Source organism: Ensifer sp. 22521 (genome assembly GCF_052044795.1).
GTDB lineage: Bacteria > Pseudomonadota > Alphaproteobacteria > Rhizobiales > Rhizobiaceae > Ensifer.
This window is the reverse complement of the sequence record NZ_JBQENM010000004.1, coordinates 117,335-140,739: the sequence shown is the minus strand read 5'-3', so window position 1 is coordinate 140,739 and position 23,405 is coordinate 117,335. Positions and strand designations below refer to the sequence as shown.

The following is a 23,405-nucleotide window of genomic DNA, read 5'->3' as shown; positions in this document are numbered from 1 at the left end:
ACGGCACACGTTCCGGCACGAAGCGTCCGAATAGCCTATAGATCAAACGGATACCGAAGAACGTAGTCGGTGTCCTTAGCCGCAATTGGCTTCTTGCATTCCGAGCAAACGACGACCGCCGAGAAATCCTGCCCGCACGCCTTGTGCCGCAGCCGCATCGGCGGCTTGCCGTCCGCCAGCCATCGATCGCCCCAGGCCATCATCACCAGCATCGGCTTGTAGAGATCAAGGCCCATCTCCGTGAAGCGATATTCAAACCGGTCACCCGAATTGTACGGAACTTTTCGAAACACCTCCGCCTGCACCAGTCTCGCCAGACGATCGGCTAGAATATTGGTCGCAATGCCCAAGTTTTCGCGCATCTCCTCGAAGCGCCGAACTCCGTTCCAACCTTCTCTGAGAACCAAAAAGCTCCACCGATCGCCGATGATCCCGAGGGTTCGCGCTACCGAACATGGCCTAACCCTTTCCAGCAACGTCGCGTCCGAACTTCGACGCGACGTTGGCCGGTTCTCGACCGGTGCATAGCCGGCGCCTGGTCCGTCGCGGGGGGCAACCTCCCGTGCGGTAAAGGGCTCCAGGCATTCACTGCAGGCAGTCACCGGATGACACTCACAACCGCAGTTTTTGTGGATCAATTGGAGTGGCGGCTGCTTATCGCCTGCCAACCATTTGTCGCCGAATTCCATCATAGACAGCATGGTAGGAAACAGGTCTTTCCCTCGGACGGTCAGGAAATACTGTTGCCCGGGCTCTCCTGGCCGCTTTCCCACGCTTAGAATCTCGTTGGCCACCAATGACGAAAGCCGTGACGATAGCGTTTGTCGGGGTATGCCGAGCCTTTGTTGAAATTTGTCGAAGCGGCGAACCCCGAAATAGGCCTCGCGGAGAATCAAGAAGTTCCACGTGTCGAGAACGATCTCCATGGTCCGGCGCACCGACGACTGGCGCTGCATCAGCCGGCCCGGTTTACCTTCGTCCTTAGGAGGTTGATCGAAATTCAGCGGGGTCGTGTCTGTCTTATCCAAAGGAATTTCAACTCTTCACAAGGGCACGTTCGCCAACGATTGGCTGTGACATTGTAAGCAAAGAAGTCTAACAATGAAAGTCGTCTCTTGGAGCTCCCGCTGGGCACGGCGGCGGTTCTGATCTCTCCGCCGCCTTGTTTCCCTTATGCAACCTTCAAGGAGTGTCTTGGCAGTATGGCCGGCTGGGTGTCTGGCTGGCTGAGAAGCGTAAAATGGGAAAGACGCATCCGCAGATCACCGCTTTCTCTTGCAAGGTGAACGCTGGCGGCGCTCGTCTCTTCGACCATGGCGGCGTTCTGTTGGGTTAGTCGATCCATTTGCGTGATCGCCGTGTTCACTTCGACGAGGCCGATGGACTGATCTCGCGCACTATTCGCGATCTGTGACATATGTTGGTTGATCCTGGTCACATAGTCGCCGATCTCGCGTAACGCAGCTCAGGTTTCGCCCCGGGTGGCCGAGAATGCGGGGCGCACCAGACCAGGAGCGGCGAGCACCCCCACTCCGAGCGCTGAACCGATGATGAACCGGCGACGGCTGACCAGCGCCTTCTGCATGAAGTCATTCATGTCCATTTCAGCATTCCTCCTCTCGAGCGCCCAAAGGACGCAGGTGTTCGTTGCCAACTGTTGAGCGACAGCGGCGAAAAAAACTAGACGATTTTTACACTCGTAAATTTCCTACCCCTCCTCGGGCAGGCCATGACATCTAAATCCAAACAGGAGAACGGTCAATTGCTAAATGGATTTAGCAATTGGTTTAGCAAAAAATATTTCGACAGGGCGGCTGTCGCCGTGCCGTTTAAAGTCTCATGGCGCCGCCAACAAGCGTAGCTCAACGAAGCTTTGCAGGAATCAAAACTTTTGGCACGTCAACTTCTGGGAAATCGTCTATCAGCGCGAAGCTTGCGGCAATCATGGCGTCCACGTCTTGGCGAACCATCGTAACGTCGTAGGGCATCTGTGCGGCGAAGGGATCCCAGTCGAATGCCGCGATCTTAGTCAAATTCCAGCTATCCCTTGGCAGGTTCGCTAGGAACGCTGCGGCGCCTTCAAGGCCGGTGATGCCGTTGACGAAGAGACCCGCCGGCAGACGCCCGAGTTCCGCGTACCGTTCGGCAAGGGCCGCTTCCGCAATCCGCGGCGAGTACCCTTCGCAACGGAAAGCGCCTTCGCCGATTTGCACGCCGTGTTTCCCGAGTGCGGTTTTGAAACCTTCGATGCGTTCTCGTGTTGAGTTATCATCGCGAACACCCCCGAAGAAAAACCAGTCATCAACGGGGAGTCCGGCCTCGAAGAGTTTACTGATCATCAGTTCGGTAATGGCCAGGGCAGCTCCGCGGTTGTCCGACACGACTGACGGCGCTTTCGGCCCCGGAAGGTCAACATTGATACAGGGGATGCCCGCAGCTGCGCACATGTCGTTCAACGGCGAAGGATCGCGCACACCTGCGATAAACAAAAACTCGACCTGTTGCGCTAGCAGCGTTTCCGTTATCCGCGCCTCTATGGATGGCTCGCGCTGTGTGCTGACGACTATCGGACACAGGTTTCGCTCGCGAGCTTCGGCCTCGAAGGCCTCGGCCAGGCCAGCAAAGAACCGATTGCGGTAGTGCGGCAGAACCATGCCGCAAAGGCCGGATCTCGAGAGGCGCAAGGCCCGCGCCTTCTGATTGGCCGAATAGCCGAGTTCACCAGCGCATCTGAGGATGTGCGATGCAGTCTCCGGCTTGATGCGGTGTTTTTTCCACTGGCCATTCAACACCAGGCTTACTGCGGTCGTTGATGCGGAACTCGCCGCAGCGATATCATAAATGGTCGGCCTGCGTTTGGTGGTCTTCATAGCTTCAACCGTAATTCGATTTAGCGGTGGTCGTCGATTTCGCCGAGACTATTCCGCGTCATCACCACAACTGATTGATTTCATCATCACATTTGAGAATTCACTAGGTCAATTCCGTCAAATGCGTCCGCTGCTCGGGTAGGCTGCGACGGAGTTTGCCGAACGTGGCTCTGCGCGAAAGCCTCTCGAGAAGCGATCGCCTCTGAGCGCTATCGGGAACACAAACTGGTTAGCCCATCGCGGGCCGGATAACAAAATCGGGCAAGTGCATCCAACACTATAAGTTGTATAATTAGCCAATGCTAAATCTGGAACCAAGGAGATGGTCGATGAGGTACTTTTGTGCATTTGGACTCTTAGGGTTGGAAATCCTCTCGGCGGCGACCGCCAACTCTCAGGAAATCCTCGTTAATCGATACGATGTGCTGGTTCAGCACGACAAGCTGAACGTGTTCCAGAAAACAGGGCAAGAACTCGACACCGACGAAGGCAGAGCCCTCGTTGCCGCCGCGTGCGCATACTTCGGCTGTGATCCCAGCAAAGTCAGTGCCGGCATCGCGGGGGCGGCGAAGCTGATTGTGCCAGGCGGCCAGCAAGACATGAAAGGTCTGATCCAGACACCCGTCGGGTATACGATTTGCTATGCCGCACCCGCGAACCCGAATATGGGGTCGGGCGACAAGGGCGTAGAAACTCACGGCGACACTACGTTCAATACGACTTTGCTTCGCGTTGCGCCGGGCGTTAGCGACCTGGATGGACTTGCTTGGTACATGTCGGTGCCATTTAAAGCTGGAACCGATACCAGGGTGAATGCCGTTTTCGATGTGACGTGGGTTAAGGCAAGCCCCGGATGGCAGCAGAAATATCCTCAATGTCGCAAAAGAGGCGAGCATCCATGGCTTGCCAGAAATAACGAAACGCAGCTGAACGTGCCTTGCACACTCGGAACCGCTGTCTGTGAGTAGGCCTGACCTAAGACATAGGACGTGACTGTCATCACCAGCCTTGTTCGGTTCTTCACGCACGCCTGGAGTAGGCTATGTCTCAATCAACGTTGCGAACCATCTGGATGACAGCAGCGCTGCTCATATTCGTGTTCGTCTTCAACATGTACGGAGGAACTCAAAAGGCAGAGTTTTCTCTGGGCATCACGCTTCCCATCGAATTCAAGGCCGCCGAGAACATTACGCCTGTAGGCTACGCTCTCCATGGCCTCCGAGCGATTGCCCTGTTTTTCTGGGCGATACCTTTCCTAGCCTGGATACACGCGCGAGGCGAATCTGGATCGGCGGCCTCCGCCTTCCCGTTTCGCTTGCTGGACATCGCGCCCGCTAGCAAACCTGGCGTTGTCGTTCAGGTTTTAGCGTTCCTGCTTTTGATCTTGTTCCCCTTGGGTTCAGCGTACCACTTCTGGCAAATACTCGAACGCAGAGCGATGGTATGTCGTCCGGACCCTGCAACTCCCTGCCAGGGGATTTGGAGCAGACCAGAAGTTCCAGCCGGATTTTGGGATCATACCTACCGGTTGACTGAAGGCGCATCGAACAATGGCCCAACCTATGAACCCATCATCGAACCGGTACTTGCCTCGGTCATGTTAATCGTAGCTATCGGCTTTGTAGGTCTGCTGCTGAGGGAAATGTATCGGGCCCAAAATCGACCGGCCACTGTCGGTCATACCTGAGTCGTTGTCGCGACGAGTCAATCCAAGTGATGTTTTCGTGTGGCACTCACACTTCTTACGATCAGGAGGCTGAACCGGCTCCTGATCGTAAAAATCTCCTCACAAACCCTTTTCTTTTGGAGGAGCCTCCGTCTCGGATGCGCGAAGAGCTTTTCTACGAGGAGGATTTTGTCTGTGCCGGGCGGGGCGATCACCCTGCCCTCGCCGGCGCACTCGATCTCGACAGCTATCTATCGCTGCGGCATCTTCAGGTATCGACCAGCGGCAATCCGCATGGCTACGTGGATAGCTTCTTGGCGGAGCGCGGGTTGAAGAGAAAAGTCGCTGTTACCGTCGGACACTTCCTGATGGCACCGTATTTGGTCGACTCCTCGGACCTAGTGGTCGAGATCCCGCCGTTCCGAGTCGTTCAAGCATGGCACGCACGCCATGATGCGGATTCCGGTCACGAATGGCTTCCACGCGTGCTTCGTGAAATCTCGCAACAGACGTGACGTTGGGGCCGATGTCACTTCCACGCGGACTGAAGCGATAAGCGATAGACGGTCCCCACAATGGCTGAAAAAACCACCGCACCGATAGAACGGTGCGGCGTCGTTGGACTACTTGCTTATGTCACGCTGGCCGGTCTCCGGTAGCAACGCTGTGCACAACAGCGACAAGAGCGCAAGACCGGCTACAAACGCAGCTGTCGGATATGCGGACTGATAATGATCGACGAGGCCGGCAGCCAACAACGGAGCCAGTCCGCCGCCAATGATGCCCCCCATGTTGTACGCGATCGCCGAACCGGAAAAACGGACATCCGTTGGAAACAGTTCGCCCGTGAAGGACGGAATCACCCCGTATACCGCCGAATAGGCTACCATCAGCAAGCACGAACCCGCCAACATCGGCAGGAACATACCCGTGTTGAACAGCAGCCAGAACGGATAGATGCTGAGGAAAATGAATACGAAGCCCTGCATCAGGCACTTCCGTCGACCCAGACGGTCCGACCTGGCTGCCGCATAGGGAATTGCGAACAGGTGGGTTGAGACCGCGAGCATCGATATCAGCAGGATTTCCGCGCGGGTCATGCCGAGCGTCTTCGTCGCGTAACTCAGGCTGAACACCGTGAAGGTATAGAACGTCGCGAAATGGCAGATGTTCGCACCACTCGCTAGAAGCAGCATCTTCGGATGATTCCTGAAAAGTGCCGAAATTGGCAGCTTCTTGGTCTCGTTGGCAGTGCGTTTTGCGTTGCGCGCCTCGAACATCGGGGACTCCGGCACGCGGCTACGCACATAGATTCCCACCGCCAAGAGGAGAAGGCTGGCCAAGAAGGAAATCCGCCAGCCCCAGGACATAAAGTCGGCTTCATCCATGAGGTAGTTCGTCCCAAGGAACATGGCGGACGAGAAGACAAAGCCGAACACGGGGCCGATGTTGTTGAGACCTGCATAAAAACCGCGCCGCTTTGCCGGCGCATGTTCCAGCAACATGATCACTGCGCCCGAGTATTCTCCCGCATAGGCAAAACCCTGAATGAAGCGGAAGACACACAGTAGGAGCGGCGCGATGAAACCCGCGCTCGCATAGGTCGGCAGAAAACCGATGGCAGCTGTGCTCAATCCCATCGCGACGAGAGTGAGGAAAAGCAGCTTCTTTCGCCCCAGCTTATCGCCGTAGTGACCAAGGACGATCGATCCGATGGGACGAGCGACAAACGAAATTGCGAACGTGGTCAGCGACAGCAGCAGCGACACGTTCGGATCGGTCGATGGGAAGAAAAGCGGAGCGAAAATGAGTGCGGCCGCGGTTCCGAACAGGTACAGATCATAGGCTTCGAGCGCCGTTCCGAAGATACTCGCGAACATCACGCGACGCATTACACTCTCGTCAAACGCCGCCGTCGCGACGCCGCGACCGTCTGCCGCCGTATTAACTGACATAAATACCTCCCTGCCGGACGAAGGTACGCCCGGTTTTTTTTAAAATTGGCGATTGGAATAGCGGCGCAACCTCCTCCCGGTCGCGCCGCTTCATAGCTCAGGCATCCAAGGCGAGCATTTCCCGAACTTCCTGCGGAGTTGCAGGTTCTCGTCCTGCAGCGCGGATGACGCGCACCGTCTCGCGGATAAGCACTTCATTGGTCGGATGACCAAGCTCTGGGTAGGGATAGTCACCGATGCCCATCGCCAAATGGCCGCCTCGACGGGCAATGGTATCTGCCAGGGCGAGGAGATTGCCTCCAAGAACGTTCACCGTCCATTCTATCGGCCGGTCCGAGGGAAGGAACATGAGGTGCGCCTCCAGTCCCTGAACCGTCCCTGGATGACCTGTGATAACCCTGCCGTCCGTCATGTGGAACAACATGTAGCCGGGCTCTTCGATCAACCCCATGTCCATGAGCATAAGGGCCCGCCGGGTAAAGCCGACCGACCAGCTGACCATTTTGGGCTTCACACCCGCCCGTTTCAGTTCGCGAGCATAGTGCATCAGGGAGTCAGTCGTGTTCACATAGATGCGCTCTGCGAACGAAATGCCACGCTCCTCGCCATCGTAGGCTTCCAGGTTTGCGCTCCCAGTATCGATGGGAGCGATGTCAGGCTTCGTGATTGGATCTTGCGCAAGTCGAACTACGTTGTCGATGCGGCTGCGAGCGTCGGTATCGTTCGAGAAGAAGCCGAGGGTGGGTAGAATGAGGATGTCCGACTTCGCCCTGACCTTCCGGATAATCTCGTCATACGCTTCGAACGTGTTGAGCGGCTGGCCGTCTACCATGCGTGCGTGAAAATGGAGGATCGACGCACCCTCTTCACGTACGCGCGCAGCCGTCTCGGCGATCTCATTGGAGGTCCAGGGGACGTTCTTGTTGTGGTCACGCATCGCATATTCGTTGATGCGAGCCTCAAGGATAAGTTTCTTCATCTCACTCCCCCGGAATTCTATTTCTCTGTGCCGCGAAGAACGCGGATGAAGTAGTCATCGTCACCAACCTGCCCCCCCTTGAGGAGAACCTCGAGCCCATCGAGCCCGCCCCCCATCAGTTCGCAGAGATGCCCGTGCTGCACCCGGTCGAAGACTTTGATGGTCAGAGATTCCGCGTCGCTGTTGCGAACGGCATAGCTTGAACTGTCGCCGCCGGCGAAGACCACGCGTTGGATGCCCGCTTGCTTCCGCGCTGCGATCATGAGCTTGGCATATACGAAGCCAATGAGCTGTGGTGGGATGTCTTCAAAGCGCGCCCGATCCATGTCATTTCCGCGGGCAGTGTAGACGATCGTAGGTCGATTGGCCGCCAAGTTCGTCATGATCTCTGGCTTCAGAACGTCGATCTTTTGATTGACTGCTCGCTCGTCGCCCAACTCTAGCGGATCAAGGTGGATGGTCGCCCAACCTGACTGCGCTGCTAGGTCGATCTGGCGACCCGTCTGGATGGCGCAGCTTCCTGACAGCACCAGGAGATTCGACGATGGAGAAATTGCAGTTCGAACTTCGATGAGTTCCGAACGCTCCTTCTTGTCCGCAAGGTGCTTGCCTAGATGCTGGGCCAGTCCCTGAGCGGCGACCGCGAAAACCGGGCGGCTTTGGTGACGCTCCCACAACGCACTAGCGATATTTTCAAGATCGCGGTTTTCGACACCATCGAAGATAACGCCTGCGCCTTCGGCAAGGAGCTCCCTGAGACGATCCACCAGAACATCTCGATCTCGGATTTCCGGCAGAAGGATGTTCGCAAACCGTATAGAACATAGGGTCTCCAGATGCCGGCGCAGATCCGCCTCCTTCATCGGAGTGCGAGGATGGTTGGACATGCTCGGGTGCCTGTCCAGGCGAACGATCTCGGCCCCGAACTTGGCATAGTGGTTGCCGAACGCAGTGTATCGACCGAAATCGGGCGTAGCCGCGAGTACAACGAGGTCAGAACCGCTGGGAGCGATGGTTTCCGCGACGTAGCCAAAGTTGCCGACCTGCGCGGCCGAGTCAAACGTTGAGCAGATCTTGTATTGAAGGAAGGTGCAGCCCAAAGCGCGAAGCGCTTCGTAGGCCGGGCTCACCTCCTCGGCAATCTGGGTGTTGTTGAGCGCCCTTGCAGTTCCGGCAAAGCCCACCACGTCCAGGTGTGCCGCTGCTTCGCGCAGCGCATCGATGGGCGGCATCTTCAGGTAAAGCCGCGCCCTGAGGCCGCTCCTATGAAACTGAGCGAGGTTCTCCGACGACCCCGTAAAGTCGTCGCCATAAAAGCCAACGAGCGGCCTCTTCGCGTGCATGTTTTCTCCTCCCGGTCGCGCTGGGATACGACCTCCAGCACTTGACATTACTCATAGGGAAGGATCATATCGAGGTCAAGGTCATACCTCATACCTTTGGTTTGATCGAAGCTATTTTTCGGGAGGTCATCAATGCGATTGAATGGGAAGACGGCAATTGTAACGGGTGCGGCGCGAGGCATTGGCAGGGCCATCGCTGTAGCTTTTGCCCGTGAAGGCGCAGAGGTCGTAGTGTGCGACCGCGATGCGGAGGCTGCGGAAGCCACCGCTCACGAAATCGGATCGGCGGCACTTGCGGTGCGCGCCGACATCTCAGTCGACGAAGACGTGAATGGACTTGTAAGTCAGACACTTAGCAAGTTCGGCAAGATCGACATCCTCGTCAACAATGCCGGGGTCGGAGCTACCACGCTGTTCCTCGAAAGCTCCAGGGAGGAGTTCGAAAGGGTTGTCCGTATCAATCTGACCGGCACTTTCCTGGTATCACAGGCCGTCGGCCGGACTATGGCGGAGCGTCGAAGCGGGTCGATCGTAAACATCGCCTCGCTCTCCGGTCAGAAAGGCGGGGTGGGTCGGTCCGCCTACGGCGCTTCGAAGGCGGGCGTCGAGCTTCTCAACAAAGTGATGGCGGTTGAACTCGCTGACTACGGGATCAATGTAAACGCCATCGCACCTGGGCCGATCCTGACCGAAGTGTCCCGCACTATGCACACGATTGAAACCCGGGAGGCATACCATCGGCTTGTTCCACAACGTCGCTACGGAGAGCCCGAAGAAATCGCGGACGCGGCCGTATTCCTTGCCAGCGATGAGGCTCGCTACATCACCGGGCATACATTGAACGTTGACGGCGGGTTCCTCGCGGCGGGCCTACTGTTCCCGTTCGATCCCAAGAGCTCAACCAAACTCGCCGACGAACGATAGGCGCTCTCGCAGGCACATCAACAATTGGTTGGTGTTGCCGGCGCCCAACATTTCTCTTAGGTGTATTTGGCGGGGTGGTATAACGTATAACGACCACCCCGACTCTACTGGGGAGTGGAGTTGGGATGCTGAAAGGAACGCCAAGTGCTGGACGGAACTAAGAAATATCAGACGCGAGTCGAATTCGCGTTGGATTATATTACCCAGGAGATCGCCCAGGGCAATCTCAAGGCCGGCGACAAGCTCCCCAATGAAAAGGACCTGGCCGAACAGCTCGGTATCAGCCGAACTCCGATCCGCGAAGCGATGAAGACGCTTGCCGTCGCTGGTCTGATCGACATCCGGCACGGTCATGGAAGCTACGTTCGTGGGGAACAGGGTGCTCCAGCGTTGCCGCTGAATCTCTTCCAGCTTTATCTTCAGGATTCCACTCCCGAGATGCTTATGGAACTGCGGGATATTTTCGACCGCAACTGTACCGAACTCGCGGCACAACGTCGAACAGATGCCGACCTTACCAAAATGCGCGAATGTATCGACAGACTAAAGGCCCTGACGGAACAGCCAGACGCTTCCTTGGACGACATGTTGAAGGCCGACCTGGATTTCCACCGCGCGATTTATGAGGCGACGGGGAACAAGCTTATCGTGACGGTCGCCGACTTCGTCCTCAATATGGTGGCCCCTTGGGTCAAGAAGTCACTGGACGTGAGTGGACGAATTCGCGCCGTGGATCTGCATGAGCAGATGTATGCGTCCATCGTCGACCAAGAAGTTGGGGTACCAAGCCGCTTGAGCGTCGACGCCAACATGAAGCATTTCAAGCAGTCTCTTGACCAAGAGTAGAACACAAACATTGGCGTACGGCTCATCACCCTCTTCGATTCTCACGCCGATGTAAGAGTGGCGTCCCGGCTTCGGCCTAACCCAGGTCTCCGGCATCCTGGTCGACTGCATTCTGGCCTGCGATCGACTTAGGGAAGTGCCGACAGCGAACAGGCCGACACCGCGGGTTCGATACTCAATCCAAGCAGGCACTATATCGCTCCGCCGGTGGGAGTATCGGTACGACGCAAGATCGCCGCCATCATGAAACGTGGCTGGCTCCAGAACCCATCCCTGGGCCGTCGCTGATGCTACTCATCCGCCCGGCCCCTCACACCTCGCCCTTGAGAGTTTCCTTCTGAGTTATAAGGCGCGCGGAGTGATGCCCCGACACAAAGACCCAGAGCCAGTTCAGGGCGACGGCCATTCTGCTGCGAGTTCCGATTAGGAAGTAGATGTGTGCCAGACCCCATATCCACCAAGCGATCCAACCTTTTAGCCTCAGCCTTCCAAAATCGACAACCGCCGAGCTCGGACCGATGGTCGCCAAGTTACCAAGGTGCTTGTATTTGAAGGGCGGCGGAGTTTGCGACTGCAGCCGGCGCGCTTTGATAACCGCTGCAACGTATTTTCCTTGCTGCTTGGCCGCCGGAGCAATCCCCGGAACCAGATTTCCTTCCGCCGTTTTGACGGAGGCCGTGTCGCCCACGACGAAAATCTCCGGATGCCCATCAACGGTCAAGTCCGGCTGGACAACAGCCCTGCCTGCCCGGTCTCGTTCGGCTCCGATCCAAACGGCAGCCTTGGACGCCTGCACTCCGGCGGCCCATATTACGGTCCGGCTGGCGACGAATTCTTCTCCGATAGAAATTCCGTCTTCATTGCAAGCAGTGACAGGTCGGCCCGTCCGCACTTCGACGCCCATCCCCGTCAGTGACTTCCGCGCGTACTCCGACAGTGTTTCCGGAAACACCGGAAGGACGCGCGGCCCAGCCTCTATAAGGAGGATTCGCGCGTCCGTCGTGTCGATGCTCCTAAATTCCTCGACGAGCGTACGGTGCGCGAGCTGAGCGATAATGCCCGCCATCTCCACACCTGTCGGTCCCGCTCCGATGATGCCGAACGTGAGCAACGCCTTGCGGGCATCGGGGTCCGTCTCGAGCTCGGCCTTTTCGAACGCCAAGAGAAGGCGTCGGCGGATCGTAGTCGCGTCTTCAAGCGCCTTCAGGCCCGGAGCGAAAGGTTCCCAATCATCACGGCCGAAATAGGCATGGCGCGCTCCAGTGGCGAGGACCAGGGTGTCGTAGGGGACGGCGTGCCCGTCTTTCATCTTCACAAGCTTATTTTCCACGTCGACACCGACGACTTCACCGAGCAAGGTTCGGACATCCTTGCGGCCGCGAAAAACAGCTCTGATTGGCCAAGCGATTTCCGACGTAGCAAGCACCGTTGTGGCGACCTGATAGAGCAGCGGCTGGAAGAGGTGATGGTTTCGTCGGTCTATGATCGTAACGTTGGTTTCCGGACATTTGAGGTCCTTAGCCAGCTGTAGTCCGGCAAATCCGCCCCCAACAATTACGACCCGATGATCCATCTTCTCTCCGTTTGTTAGTTTGAAAGACGCGCCTACTGGAAGCACGTCTTAATCGTCCGAAAACGGACAGGATCAGTCGCTGATACGTTTGCTGACGATAATGGACGGCGGACGGACCAAGAGCGGCAGGAGGTGCTCCAGCACTCTCCTCACGTTCGGATGCTCGCCGTGCCCAGCGGCCGCAGCTTGGCTCGACCAGCCATCAAGGATGAAAAACGTGTTCGGATCGTCGGCGCGTTGATAAAGGTCGTAGTATAGACAGCCGTCTTCTCCCCGAGCCGGGCCTATGAATTCCTGCAACAGTTCCTTGACGCGGTCGCGGTTCGGCGTCTCGCATTTGAACTCTACGATAAGGTGCTGCTCGTCGGACTTTGTGGATGTCATCTGCCGGCTCCTAGTTGAACACGATAACGGGCTTGATCACCCGCCCAGCTTCCGCGTCCGCGATCGCTTCGTTGATTCTTTCGAAGGGATACTTCGTGATCAGCTTTTGGAATGGGAATAGTCCCGCCTGGTTTAGCTCCACCATCTGCGGGATGAAGAGTTGCGGAATCTGATCGCCAAGGATCGCGCCCTGGATTTTCCGGTTAAAAACCATGAGGTCGAGCGGGATCGGAATGTCTTTGCCGAGAGCGTCGAGGCCAAGGAGCACCACATGCCCCCCTGCCCGCGTACACTTAATGGAGTTGAGGATGACAGGGACGATCCCCACGGCATCGATAGCGAAGTCAGCGCCGCCGCCGGTGAGTGCGTGGATCTGCTCGACCACGTCAAGGTCTTTCCCGTTGATCGCGTGGGTGGCACCGAGTTCGATGGCCATGTCCAGTCGCTGCTGATTGAGGTCCACGATGATGATCTTGCTGCATCGACGGACCTTAGCGGCCATTATGGCCGCCAAGCCGACAGCTCCTGCACCGAAGACGGCAATCGTCGAACCGATTTCCGGTTTCATGGCATTGATGACCGTGCCCGCCCCCGTCGCCATCCCACATCCCAGCGGCGCGGCAATCGTCAGATCGAAATCTTCGGAGGGCAGCCGCGCTGCGTTATTTTCGGTGGCGAGGATATGCGTCGCGAACGACGACTGGCCCACGAAGTTACTCCCAATCCCAACCTCGTCGCACAGGAGCGCCTTTTTCCCGTTCGGTCGGAGGCCAGTCAGGTTGTACTGGGTATAGTTCTGGCAGTTCATGGGGTGAGAACGACGGCAGTCCGCGCAGAACCCGCAAGAACTCTGGCTCAGTGCGATCGCATCTCCGATCTTTAGGCTCTGCACATCCGAGCCCACGGCTTCGATGATGCCAACGCCCTCATGACCGGGGATCACTGGAGCCGGAGGGCCAAAGATGCCGTCGCGCAAAAGCAGGTCCGTGTGGCAGATGCCTGTCGCAACGGTCCGGACGAGGATTTCGTTGCCTTCGGGGTCAGCGAGTTCCAGCTCTCGGAATTCTAAAGGAGCCCTGGGTTTGACGGCGACGGCCGCGGTGATCTTTACCATTTGCACTCTCCTGCTTTCTCCCATCCAGTTGACGGGAGTAGGGTATATCGAGCTTGATTCTGACCTCAGACGCGTCCCGTGCGCATCCCGTATATGATTGCGGCGAGCGCGATGATCACGCCTTGGACGATGAGCTTGCCGGGCTCCTGGATGCCAAAAACCGTCAACATCGCGAAGAGGAAGCTGAAAGCCACGACGGCGACGAAAGGTCCGGCGACGCCACCCCTGTCTACACCGAAGGTCACGCCGCCGAGGATCGTGGCGGCAAGAGCATTCATAAAGGTGTCGAAACCCGGCTTGATCGTGCCGACGGCCAACGCCGAGACCTGCACCAGCGCTGCAACTCCCGTCAAAACGCCAGCCATGACGTGTGCTGTGAAGATCGTGCGGGCGAGCGGGATGCCGGTGGTTTCAGCTGCGCGGGGATTGTCTCCGACGGCCCTGAAATAACGGCCGACGATGAGGAAGCGAAACGCGGTGGCGACGATAAGCGACATCGCCATCCAAATTAGAACGGAATACGAAAGACCGTAGACGTTTCCGCTCGTCAGTACTCGTAGCCAACTTGGTGTGGAGCCGGGTGCCCTACCCGCGCTCATATACTGGACCATGCCGATAAGGATCCCCGAGACGCTGAGTGTAGAAATCACCGCGGAAGCACGAATGTAGGCTACCAGAACGCCATTGACGAGGCCTATGACCAAACCAACGATGATTGGCATCAACACAACGATGAACGGCGGGTAGTTGTTGAGAAGTCCAGAGCTGGCGAGATAGATCGCGAACGCGAACACACCGCTAACCGACAAGTCGATCGAGCGTACCCGCATCACAAGCGACTGGGCGAGCACCGCGATGCCGAGGGGCGCTGATTGCTTCAGGATGACGAACCAGTAGTTCGGGTTGATCAGCGTGGCGCTGACCGCGGGGGCCACTGCGATAAGGATCGCAAGCACGTAGTAGGCGGGCGGCAGACCAAGAATCCATAACACCGTCCGCTTGACGTTGAAGGGAGTCGACGACGCTTGAGTGTTCGTATTGGCTGTAGTCATCGAGGCATCCATCTTCAAAGTCCGATTGTTTTGCGGCGCTGGGAGACCACCAGTGCCAAGAGCAGCGCGCCCTTCACGACCGACTGAAGGAAAGCCGACACGTTAGCGAGGTTCATCACGTTATTTACGATGCCAAGCATTGCCGCGCCGACGACAGTTCCGAGAATGCTTCCGATGCCCCCAGCAAGGTGGACACCGCCCAGAGCAGCGGCAGTGACGGACTCAATGCCAAAAGCGGCTCCTCCCTTCGGGTCACCCGAGGCAAGGCGTCCTGCGAGGAACATCCCCGCGGCACACGCGAACAGTGACGACAGCACATACGCGGTCACAATGGTGCGCTCTACGGGCACGCCGTTCATGCGTGCGTTGAAGTCGTTGCCACCGGATGCGAATAGGTACAGCCCGAAGGGACGCCGGTATAGAAGCCAAGCTGCGACAAGCGACGCGACAACTAGCCAAAGAAGCGAGTTCGGCACGGGACCAATCGAGCCAGCTACGGAAAGGGAAAGCCAGTCGGGGACCCGGCCACCGGGGATCGGCAAAACGATAAGCGCGAGCCCCTGCCCGATACCCATAGTGGCGAGCGTCATAATGATTGGATGAACATTAAGCCTTGCGACTCCGAAACCGTTGACGAGGCCGAAAGCGGTGGCGATCGCAATACAGAGAAGAATGCGGACGAACGACGGCAAATCGAGTGTCATTATCGCGGTCGTCACGCTGATAATCGAACCCACGGAGACATCGAGCCCACCCGTCAGGATCACGAAAGTCTGCCCCAGGGCAGAGATGACGAGTGTCGTGGACTGCGCGAGAAGATTCGAAAGGTTTTCGGCGGCTAGAAAACCGGGAAGAAAGATGATCGACGCGAGGATCATGACAATTAGCGTGCCGATCGATAGACGGATCGCGCCAGCCCGATATGGAACCTTGATCAAATTCGCTACGGTGTTCAATTGCTTCTCCTCAATGGATCGCAGCGTGCGGAGCATGCGAAGGGTGCGCGCCCAGGGCCGTGCCGAGGATGCTTTCCTCGCTCGCCTCGTCTGCCGCCAGATGTCCGACAATCTTCCGATCGTGCACAACGAGGATGTTGTCGCAGAGGCCGATAAGCTCAGCGAGCTCCCGCGACGAAACGATGACAGAGCCGCCGCGATCGCTGAAATCGCGCAACAGACGGTAGATTTCGGCCTTTGCACCCACGTCGACACCGCGGGTTGGCTCCTCGATGACAAGGATATCGACGCCCGACAGCAGCCAGCGCCCCAGAAGCACTTTTTGTTGATTTCCACCGCTCAACTTTCCCACCGGCGCGCCGGGATCGGCTGCAGCCACGCGCAGCGACTTTATGACGTCCCGCACCTTGGAAACCGAGCGCCAGGCGACGCTCGCCATTCTCCGGTTAAGGTGTTTGCCGAGCGCAATGTTGTCGTAGATAGGCAGCCGGAGGAACAGACCTTCCAGCTTCCGGTCTTCGGGAATAAAACCGATGCCGGATGCTATGGCCTTCGGAAAGCCGGACCCCACGTCGACCCGGATCATCTCGTTGGCGGGACCGCGGCGGCTGATTGCAGCGCTCTTGGCGTCCTCGATTCCTACGACGGCACGCATGATTTCCCGCTGCCCCTGCCCTTCGAGTCCGGCCAAGCCAATGATCTCTCCCTTACTTACGGAGAACTTGACCGGTGGGCCGTTTGCATTGAGGCGTAGCTCTGAAACCTCAAGCATCGCGGCTCCTGTCTCCGTCGCACGCGGTGGGAAAAAATTCTGAAGTTCGCGTCCGACCATTGTTGCGACGAGGGACTGGAGGGTGAAGTCAGAAGCCTTCGCCGTTTTCACCCAAGTCCCGTCTTTCATGACGGTGATGGTGTCACAGAGTTCGAACACCTCATTCATTCGGTGCGAGATATACACGACAGCCTTGCCCTGGCTTTTAAGATCGCGGATCACCTTGAAAAGGTGCTCGACATCGGCCGAATTTAGAGCAGCGGTAGGTTCGTCGAAGATGAAGACATCTGCGTTGGAGGTAAGACCTTTGGCAATTTCGACGGCCTGCTGTTGGGCGACTGTCAGCGTCTCCACTATGGCTGCGGCGTCGAGTTGCGGAAATACATCAGCGAGAAGATGTCTCGATCTCGAGATGACTTCCGCACTGTCGATCGAACCATCGGCACGGCGCGGCTCGTGGCCAAGAAACATGTTCTCGGCCACCGTTAGGTTCGGAATCAGTGTGAACTCCTGAAACACTGTCGACACCCCGGCCAGGCGTGCTTCTTTTGGGGTGCGGAAGTGCGCCTCTTTGCCTCTCAGGCGCACGTTCCCCGAAGTCGGCTGGTACACGCCTGCGAGTATCCGCATGAGGGTGGACTTTCCCGCCCCGTTTTCACCCATCAGTGCGTGCACCGATCCACGCTCGAGCGAAAACCGGACGTCGGAAAGAACTTTGGTCGCGCCGAACGCTTTGTTGATGCCGACCATTTCGACAAGCATGCTCATGAATAACTTCCGCTTTTGAGTAGAGTACGGGCGCGGTCCTCCCGCGCCCGGCTTTCATCAGCCTTTGAAGTATTCAAGCAGCTTCTCGTTCGGCATCTCGGTCGGCGCCCAGTAGGCGTCCGTGAGGTCGGAACGGTAAAACTGTGAAAGAGTATCGTCGCTGATCGGCTTTGGACGGTTCGTCCAGTTGCGCTGGATCGGCTTACCTTCCAGGAGCGCGAACGACGCCCTGAGTGCGGCGGTGGAGAGCGCGGGCGGGCAAATCGGCCCGATCGAGGAAAGCTTCTCATCATTCCAGCGGCGCATCCAGCCGTTCAGCGCTTCGCCCGTGATCGGAGGGATTGTCGAAGCACCAGCCTCCTGGAGCGCATCGAGAACGCCTAGTGACATGTTCGCACCATCCGTCCAGACGCCGGCAACATCCGGGTCCGACAGGTAGAGGCTCTCGGCGATTTTCTTTGAGTCTTCGTAGGACCAACTGCCATGCTGCGTAGACGTAATCTCGAGGCCGGACTTGCTAAAGACTTCCATTGCACCGCTGTAGCGGTCGGCATCGATCGGGTGTCCGGCGACACCGCGGAGAACCCACACCTTGCCCTTGTTGCCGAGCTTATCGACGAGGAACTGAGCCATGACGCGACCGAAGTAAAAGTCGTCGCCTTGAACCTGGATCGTGAAGTCTTCGGTGTCGACGCGGCCCAAGTAGACAACGGTCGGGATTCCCGCCGCTTTAGCTTTTCTGATGCCTTCCACGGCTGAGCCCGTAGTCAGTGGCGCGATCATGATCGCGTCTACCTTCTGTGCGATGAGGTCTTCGATGTCAGCAACCTGTTTGGACGGATTTAGGTCTGCGCTCCGGAACTGATAGTCGGCGACCCGATCCTTGTTTTTGGAGATCTCGTATTCGGCCTCGAACGCAGTTTGGTAGGTGTGGGTGGAGCCCGCGAGGCCGTAGTGGCTGTGGCCAATTTTCCACGGACCGGGCTTGGCAAACTTGCCAGCTTCCACGATCGGATTATCCCCTTCTGACGGCCACGTATCGGGAAGGATGCTGATTGTGTCCGAAGCGCGCAGTATCGACGGAACGCCGAACGCTCCAGCCGCTACCAACGCTCCACCAGCCTGCAGGAATGTACGTCTTTTCATAAGTTTCCTCCTCATAACGCCGGAGCGGTAAAAATTGTCTGCTTACGCGAGAGCTGTGATCTCGCGTTCATCGCCAGACTCTCCTCAGAATGGCGATGACAATGCTTATAAATCATCAGACAATCTGTCAATCATCTGAACCGATTAGATTCCAATGAAATCATAAATTGTCCTATTATCCTGATATTATTCATTTTTTTATGCCTAGAGTCTGGATTTTTGATATAAGACAATCTTAGCCCGAGCAATTAAACTCGAAAGGGTCATCCTGTCATTGGGGATCGCGACCGTACGCCGCCGCGATGGCGTCGTGAGTCAACGCTGAAAGAGCTTTCCGACACCCAGACTGAAAGTCGATGGCTTCCCTCGCGGGACGCAAAAACGGCGATTTTAATCAGGCAATCTGTCGCCTTCAATGCGAAACTGGGTCGCGCATAGTTCGCAGTTTCACAGAACTGGACGAGGAAAAATGAATAAGTAGCTAATTCTACGCGCGAATTTACGCTTTTATGAGCGGAGACCCTTGAACGAGGGGAGTGCACGTTTAGTGACGCCCTCTGATTAATATTGACTGATTGTCTGATACTTCGTAATTCTGCATCGGTCCGCGCTAAACGGCGTCGTGGGAGGGAGTCAATTTCATGAAGCAAGCATACGCAGCCATATCGCGCGAGAAATCCAAGCCGCTCGTCCTGGAATGCATCGGTATAGAGGAACCTCGTCCTGACGAGATTCTCGTTCGCATCGTGGCATCAGGCGTTTGCCATACCGATATGGTTGTGCGTGACCAAGGGTACGATGTACCTCAGCCAGTGGTGCTCGGCCACGAAGGTTCCGGCGTCGTCGAGGCGGTTGGCTGCAACGTGAAAGCGCTCGTGCCCGGCGATCACGTCGCACTCAGCTACGCATATTGCGGGACATGCGACAAGTGCCTCGCAGGAACGCCATACTATTGCGAGGACTTCTTTGGCCGGAATTTCCGGGGAACGCGGCCCGACGGAACCTGCCCGCTACACGATTCCCAGGGCACTCAGATCAGCGGCTGCTTTTTCGAGCAGTCGTCGTTCGCGACGTACTCGATCGCATCAGAGCGAAATGCCGTTAAGATACCTAAAGACGTTCCGCTTGATTTGATCGGCCCGCTCGGCTGCGGTCTCCAGACAGGAGCGGGAGCGGTCCTAAATTGCCTCAAGCCGCCACCAGGCTCTTCCATCGCCATCTTCGGCGCTGGAGCGGTTGGAATGGCCGCCGCAATGGCTGCAAAAATCGCTGGTTGCGGCACCGTCATTGTCGTGGACCTTAATGCTGAGCGCCTGGAGCTTGCAGTCCAATTGGGCGCGACGCACACGGTCAATGCGCGGCGACAGGACAGCGTGAAGGCGATCAAGGAGATCGCTCCGAACGGTGTCGATTTCAGCCTTGAATGTACCAGCTCACCAAAGGTGTTCCGCCAGGCGGTCGATTGTCTCGGCGTTCCGGGAACTTGCGGCCTCGTCGGCTCGTCGGCCCTGGGAACCGAAGCGTCGATCGACATCGGCAGCTTCCTTTTTGGTCGAACGCTGGTCGGCATCGTCGAGGGCCAGAGCATTCCAGCAGATTTCATTCCCCAGCTCATTGACCATTGGCGAAACGGTCGCTTCCCGTTTGACAAGCTCGTCCGATTTTATGAACTCAACGAGATCAACCAGGCGATGGCAGATTCAGAAAGCGGGCAGGTTATCAAGCCAATACTGCGCATGAAGCACTAGGCACTGAACCGCCGCACGAAGAAACCCTCCATCGCAGTCCTGCGAGGGGTCGATGGTAAGCGGACTTTGTCTTTCGTGAACTAAATAGACATGCCTCCCAAGGCACGGGCGGAGCTAGAAATGGCTTCGCCCGTAACTTGTCTCGTACGCTAGGGATTTTCTCCGATGGCCTCGGCTGTAGTGGGAAGCACGGCGCGCTGGAAATATTCAGCGCCGCCGTCCAAGTGAGGGCGCCATCCGCGGACGCGTCAAAGAAATCTTCGGCCGATCGAGCTCCTAGAGCTCGTTTTCCACGAAACATGTTCGTTCGCCATCCCTGACCGACGACGTTCACCTCGACTTCGTATCGCTCTAGGCGCATCAGCTGAGCGAAAGCGGCAAGACGGGACCCGAACCGCATACGACTCTAAAGCAATATAAAGCACGAAGAACCCGGTTCACCGTATCCCGGGTCTTCGTTTGCAACGATGGATTTGCCAAGGATCAAGCAGATCCGCGGGATACATTGGACCTGGCTGGTGATCCTCTGCCTTCGATACTTGCCCGGGCTGCGAGATCAGCCCAATCTACTTCCGCGTCCGGCGTCGCGTCGGCAGTGCTTTTCCCGAACCATGCACCAACCTCTCGGTCTTCGTTGGATTTCGGTTCGCCGGACGATGAGATTTCCTTCATGCAGTCCTCCGTGGTCTCGTGCGCTGATCGGGCGGTTCTTCATGCGCGGGGTCGCAACCCAAGCAAATCCATGTAGTAACGACGACCTACGACCGAGCGAACGATATCTCAGGCAGGGATACCGCCCATGCAGACGTACTTCATCGACAGGAAATCATCCAATCCGTACTTCGAGCCCTCGCGGCCGAAGCCCGATTGCTTCACGCCGCCGAATGGTGCCACTTCGGTCGAGATAAGGCCCGTGTTTACACCGACCATCCCGTACTCGAGAGCTTCGGTGACCTTCCAAACATTCTTGAGGTCATTCGCGTAGAAGTACGCAGCCAAACCGAATTCGGTATCGTTCGCGAGTTCGATGACCTCGTCTGCCGTCTCAAACTTGAACACAGGCGCAAGCGGAGCGAATGTTTCCTCGCGAGCGACCTTCATATCCTTGGTTGCTCCGGAGAGAAGGGTTGGCTGCACAAAGGTACCCCCTCTTGCATCGCGCTCGCCACCCACGACGACGGAAGCACCACGGTTCACTGCATCATCGATGTGATTATACAACTTTACAACCGCCTCTTCATTGATAAGCGGACCGATCGTCGCGCCCTCGTCGAAACCATCGAGAACCTTTAGAGCAGCGACACGCTCGGCGAGCTTTTGCACGAATTGATCGTAAATGCCGCTTTGAACGTAAAGACGATTGGCACAGACACAGGTCTGACCAGCATTACGGAACTTCGACAGCATGGCCCCTTCGACGGCTTCATCGAGATCGGCGTCGTCGAACACGATAAACGGTGCGTTGCCGCCGAGTTCGAGACTAAGCTTCATGATCTTCTGAGCGCCCTGCGCCATTAGAATACGTCCGACCTCCGTCGAACCGGTGAAGGTCAACTTCTTGACGATCGGGTTCGAGCAGACCTCCTCGCCGAACATGCGCGCGCTGTTTGTGGGCAGGACGCTGAACAGGCCATCTGGAATACCGGCGCGCTCGGCGAGTATTGCCAAGGCAAGCGCCGACAGCGGAGTCTCGGCTGCGGGCTTGAAGACGATTGCGCAACCGGATGCGAGTGCGGGCGCGATCTTACGGCAGACCATAGCGGACGGAAAATTCCAGGGCGCGATCGCCGCTACGACGCCAACCGGCTGCTTGATGACGAGGAGACGCTTGTCCGCCTGATGGCCGGGGATGGTGTCGCCGTAGACGCGCTTGGCCTCCTCCCCGAACCATTCGATATAGGACGCGCCGTAGGCGACCTCACCACGGGCCTCGGCCAGCGGCTTTCCCATTTCAGACGTCAGGATGATTGCAAGGTCTTCGGCGTTCGCAACGACCTGATCGTAGAACTTCCGCATGATAGCAGAGCGTTCCTTGGCGGAGACTTTCGCCCATTTCTTCTGCGCGGTCTTGGCGGCATCAATGGCCGCGCGGACATCGCTGAGCCCCGCGCTCGGCAGCGAGGCGAGAATGTCCATTGTCGAGGGATTCTGCACCTCGACGCGGATTCCCCTTTCACCGTCCTTTTGCCATGCCCCACCGACCAACATTTCCTCGCGAACAAGAGACGGGTCCTTCAGTCGGCCCAGAAGGGTGCTGGAAATAGCCATGGTATTCCTTTCGGTAATTCGATTCAGATCTGGTTTCGGATGTGCGGGGAGCGCGCGTAGATCGCGACCATTGGCACGATGAGCAGTCCCACGACCGCCTGTTGGGCGGGGAAGCTCAGGCCGAGGCCGACGAGAAGCGAGGTCAAGACCGTGAGCACCAGTACGCCGAGGACGGTGGCACCGTATCCTCCCGCTCCTCCAAGGAGCGAGGTCCCGCCTATGACGACCGCTGCGACTGTGGTGAAGAGGTAGGGATCGCCAACGCCCACGAATCCGCCACCAGAGAACCCGAGAAGGAGCATGCCGGTAATCGCCGACATTGCCCCGCTGACGCAATGGATGGCGGTCCACACCTTGAATTCCGAAATGCCAAGCCGCGCTGCGGCGGTCCGGGCACCGCCGATCGCATAAATGCTGCGTCCGAACCACGTGTTGTACATCGTCCATCCCAGTGCAACTGCGACGACGGCCCAGATGATGATCACTGGAGGAATGGGCAGGCCTAAGAAGGTGCCGTTGAAGGCCGAGATGTTTCGAAGCCACTCGGGAACCGGTGTGAAGACGGTCCCTCCGAACTGAGTGCCAAGAGACGTGTATATCTGCACAGCTCCCACCGCCGCGAAGCCAACACCCAACGACATGATGAGCGCCTGTCCCTGCAGCTTGAAGCTCAGCGCCCCGTTAGCTGCCCCGACACAAGCGCCGAGTACGACAACAACCAGCATTGCAAGGGGCGCAGGCAACCCCGCCACCATCAAGCTGGGAAGGAGAATGTTCGCTCCGCCAATAACATATGGAATTGACAGGTCGAGAGCGCCAACCAGCGCGCAAAGAGTCTGCCCTATCGAGGCAAGACCCAGGAACGCCGCGAGAAGAAGGATCGAGCGCGCGTTTTGTGACGAAACGAATCCCGGAACAAGTAATGCCCCTGACAACAGTAGGCACGCGAGAAGAGCGAAGCCGATCGAGATGCTCTTGTGCGTACGAACGGGATTCGACGATTGAACAGTGCTGATCTCGTTAGTCATGAGCCTGGAAACC

22 protein-coding genes are annotated in these 23,405 nt (G+C 57.4%); 6 read left to right on the top strand and 16 right to left on the bottom strand.

What is annotated here, in order from left to right; all coding sequences use genetic code 11:
* Window positions 1-35: 35 nt before the first annotated feature.
* From ACTJKE_RS06710 to ACTJKE_RS06695, 4 genes are all read right to left on the bottom strand, one after another.
* Window positions 36-1,028, bottom strand: a complete 993-nt coding sequence (locus ACTJKE_RS06710; RefSeq protein ID WP_244496955.1) for a winged helix-turn-helix transcriptional regulator — start codon at window positions 1,026-1,028, stop codon at window positions 36-38.
* A gap of 143 nt (window positions 1,029-1,171) precedes the next feature.
* The gene (locus ACTJKE_RS06705; protein WP_060521608.1) at window positions 1,172-1,417 is read right to left on the bottom strand and encodes a hypothetical protein; all 246 of its coding nucleotides are present in this window, start codon (window positions 1,415-1,417) and stop codon (window positions 1,172-1,174) included.
* 48 nt (window positions 1,418-1,465) lie between these two features.
* Entirely contained in the window at window positions 1,466-1,603 is a 138-nt protein-coding gene (locus tag ACTJKE_RS06700) for a twin-arginine translocation signal domain-containing protein (RefSeq protein ID WP_156400764.1), read from the bottom strand.
* A 259-nt stretch (window positions 1,604-1,862) separates the two neighbouring features.
* Window positions 1,863-2,870 carry a substrate-binding domain-containing protein gene (locus ACTJKE_RS06695; RefSeq protein ID WP_060521609.1) on the bottom strand — a complete coding sequence of 336 codons (1,008 nt, stop codon included), beginning with the start codon at window positions 2,868-2,870 and terminating at the stop codon, window positions 1,863-1,865.
* A gap of 362 nt (window positions 2,871-3,232) precedes the next feature.
* Between ACTJKE_RS06695 and ACTJKE_RS06690 the strand changes: the two genes are divergently transcribed.
* The 3 genes from ACTJKE_RS06690 to ACTJKE_RS06680 all read left to right on the top strand — a co-directional run bounded on the left by ACTJKE_RS06690 (window position 3,233) and on the right by ACTJKE_RS06680 (window position 5,051).
* Complete coding sequence (locus ACTJKE_RS06690; protein ID WP_156400765.1) at window positions 3,233-3,838, top strand: hypothetical protein; 606 nt, start codon at window positions 3,233-3,235, stop codon at window positions 3,836-3,838.
* 74 nt (window positions 3,839-3,912) lie between these two features.
* Window positions 3,913-4,557, top strand: a complete 645-nt coding sequence (locus ACTJKE_RS06685) for a hypothetical protein (RefSeq protein WP_060634997.1) — start codon at window positions 3,913-3,915, stop codon at window positions 4,555-4,557.
* A gap of 137 nt (window positions 4,558-4,694) precedes the next feature.
* On the top strand, window positions 4,695-5,051 hold the full coding sequence (locus tag ACTJKE_RS06680; protein WP_244496956.1) for a hypothetical protein: 357 nt from the start codon (window positions 4,695-4,697) through the stop codon (window positions 5,049-5,051).
* Window positions 5,052-5,159: 108 nt separating this feature from the next.
* Here ACTJKE_RS06680 and ACTJKE_RS06675 read toward each other — a convergent pair whose 3' ends face one another.
* The 3 genes from ACTJKE_RS06675 to ACTJKE_RS06665 all read right to left on the bottom strand — a co-directional run bounded on the left by ACTJKE_RS06675 (window position 5,160) and on the right by ACTJKE_RS06665 (window position 8,813).
* The gene (locus tag ACTJKE_RS06675) at window positions 5,160-6,491 is read right to left on the bottom strand and encodes an MFS transporter (protein ID WP_060521612.1); all 1,332 of its coding nucleotides are present in this window, start codon (window positions 6,489-6,491) and stop codon (window positions 5,160-5,162) included.
* Window positions 6,492-6,588: 97 nt separating this feature from the next.
* Entirely contained in the window at window positions 6,589-7,470 is an 882-nt protein-coding gene (locus ACTJKE_RS06670; RefSeq protein ID WP_060521613.1) for a 3-keto-5-aminohexanoate cleavage protein, read from the bottom strand.
* Between the two features lie 17 nt (window positions 7,471-7,487).
* A complete protein-coding gene (locus tag ACTJKE_RS06665; RefSeq protein WP_060521614.1) occupies window positions 7,488-8,813 on the bottom strand; it encodes a four-carbon acid sugar kinase family protein in 1,326 nt (441 codons plus the stop codon).
* 132 nt (window positions 8,814-8,945) lie between these two features.
* On the opposite strand from ACTJKE_RS06665, the gene ACTJKE_RS06660 reads away from it, so the two are divergent.
* Both ACTJKE_RS06660 and ACTJKE_RS06655 read left to right on the top strand, forming a co-directional pair.
* Complete coding sequence (locus ACTJKE_RS06660) at window positions 8,946-9,737, top strand: SDR family NAD(P)-dependent oxidoreductase (RefSeq protein ID WP_060521615.1); 792 nt, start codon at window positions 8,946-8,948, stop codon at window positions 9,735-9,737.
* A 144-nt stretch (window positions 9,738-9,881) separates the two neighbouring features.
* Entirely contained in the window at window positions 9,882-10,583 is a 702-nt protein-coding gene (locus tag ACTJKE_RS06655) for a FadR/GntR family transcriptional regulator (RefSeq protein WP_060521616.1), read from the top strand.
* A gap of 310 nt (window positions 10,584-10,893) precedes the next feature.
* On the opposite strand, the gene ACTJKE_RS06650 is transcribed toward ACTJKE_RS06655, so the two are convergent.
* The 7 genes from ACTJKE_RS06650 to ACTJKE_RS06620 form a co-directional block, all read right to left on the bottom strand.
* Window positions 10,894-12,156 carry an NAD(P)/FAD-dependent oxidoreductase gene (locus tag ACTJKE_RS06650; RefSeq protein WP_060521617.1) on the bottom strand — a complete coding sequence of 421 codons (1,263 nt, stop codon included), beginning with the start codon at window positions 12,154-12,156 and terminating at the stop codon, window positions 10,894-10,896.
* A 72-nt stretch (window positions 12,157-12,228) separates the two neighbouring features.
* Window positions 12,229-12,540, bottom strand: coding sequence for a putative quinol monooxygenase (locus ACTJKE_RS06645; RefSeq protein ID WP_060521618.1), 312 nt, complete (start codon window positions 12,538-12,540; stop codon window positions 12,229-12,231).
* Between the two features lie 10 nt (window positions 12,541-12,550).
* On the bottom strand, window positions 12,551-13,654 hold the full coding sequence (locus ACTJKE_RS06640; protein ID WP_060521619.1) for an NAD(P)-dependent alcohol dehydrogenase: 1,104 nt from the start codon (window positions 13,652-13,654) through the stop codon (window positions 12,551-12,553).
* Window positions 13,655-13,719: 65 nt separating this feature from the next.
* Window positions 13,720-14,718, bottom strand: a complete 999-nt coding sequence (locus tag ACTJKE_RS06635; RefSeq protein ID WP_440691506.1) for an ABC transporter permease — start codon at window positions 14,716-14,718, stop codon at window positions 13,720-13,722.
* 2 nt (window positions 14,719-14,720) lie between these two features.
* A complete protein-coding gene (locus ACTJKE_RS06630; protein ID WP_060521818.1) occupies window positions 14,721-15,662 on the bottom strand; it encodes an ABC transporter permease in 942 nt (313 codons plus the stop codon).
* A gap of 10 nt (window positions 15,663-15,672) precedes the next feature.
* Window positions 15,673-17,202, bottom strand: a complete 1,530-nt coding sequence (locus tag ACTJKE_RS06625) for a sugar ABC transporter ATP-binding protein (protein ID WP_060521621.1) — start codon at window positions 17,200-17,202, stop codon at window positions 15,673-15,675.
* A gap of 57 nt (window positions 17,203-17,259) precedes the next feature.
* Window positions 17,260-18,348 (bottom strand): ABC transporter substrate-binding protein, encoded by a 1,089-nt coding sequence (locus ACTJKE_RS06620; protein WP_060521622.1) that lies wholly within the window; start codon window positions 18,346-18,348, stop codon window positions 17,260-17,262.
* A 641-nt stretch (window positions 18,349-18,989) separates the two neighbouring features.
* Here ACTJKE_RS06620 and ACTJKE_RS06615 point away from each other — a divergent pair.
* A complete protein-coding gene (locus ACTJKE_RS06615; RefSeq protein ID WP_440691503.1) occupies window positions 18,990-20,096 on the top strand; it encodes an NAD(P)-dependent alcohol dehydrogenase in 1,107 nt (368 codons plus the stop codon).
* A 780-nt stretch (window positions 20,097-20,876) separates the two neighbouring features.
* On the opposite strand, the gene ACTJKE_RS06610 is transcribed toward ACTJKE_RS06615, so the two are convergent.
* Together ACTJKE_RS06610 and ACTJKE_RS06605 are read right to left on the bottom strand one after the other, a co-directional pair.
* Entirely contained in the window at window positions 20,877-22,364 is a 1,488-nt protein-coding gene (locus ACTJKE_RS06610) for an NAD-dependent succinate-semialdehyde dehydrogenase (protein ID WP_440691501.1), read from the bottom strand.
* 23 nt (window positions 22,365-22,387) lie between these two features.
* Window positions 22,388-23,392, bottom strand: coding sequence for an ABC transporter permease (locus tag ACTJKE_RS06605; RefSeq protein ID WP_440691499.1), 1,005 nt, complete (start codon window positions 23,390-23,392; stop codon window positions 22,388-22,390).
* Window positions 23,393-23,405: the final 13 nt, after the last annotated feature.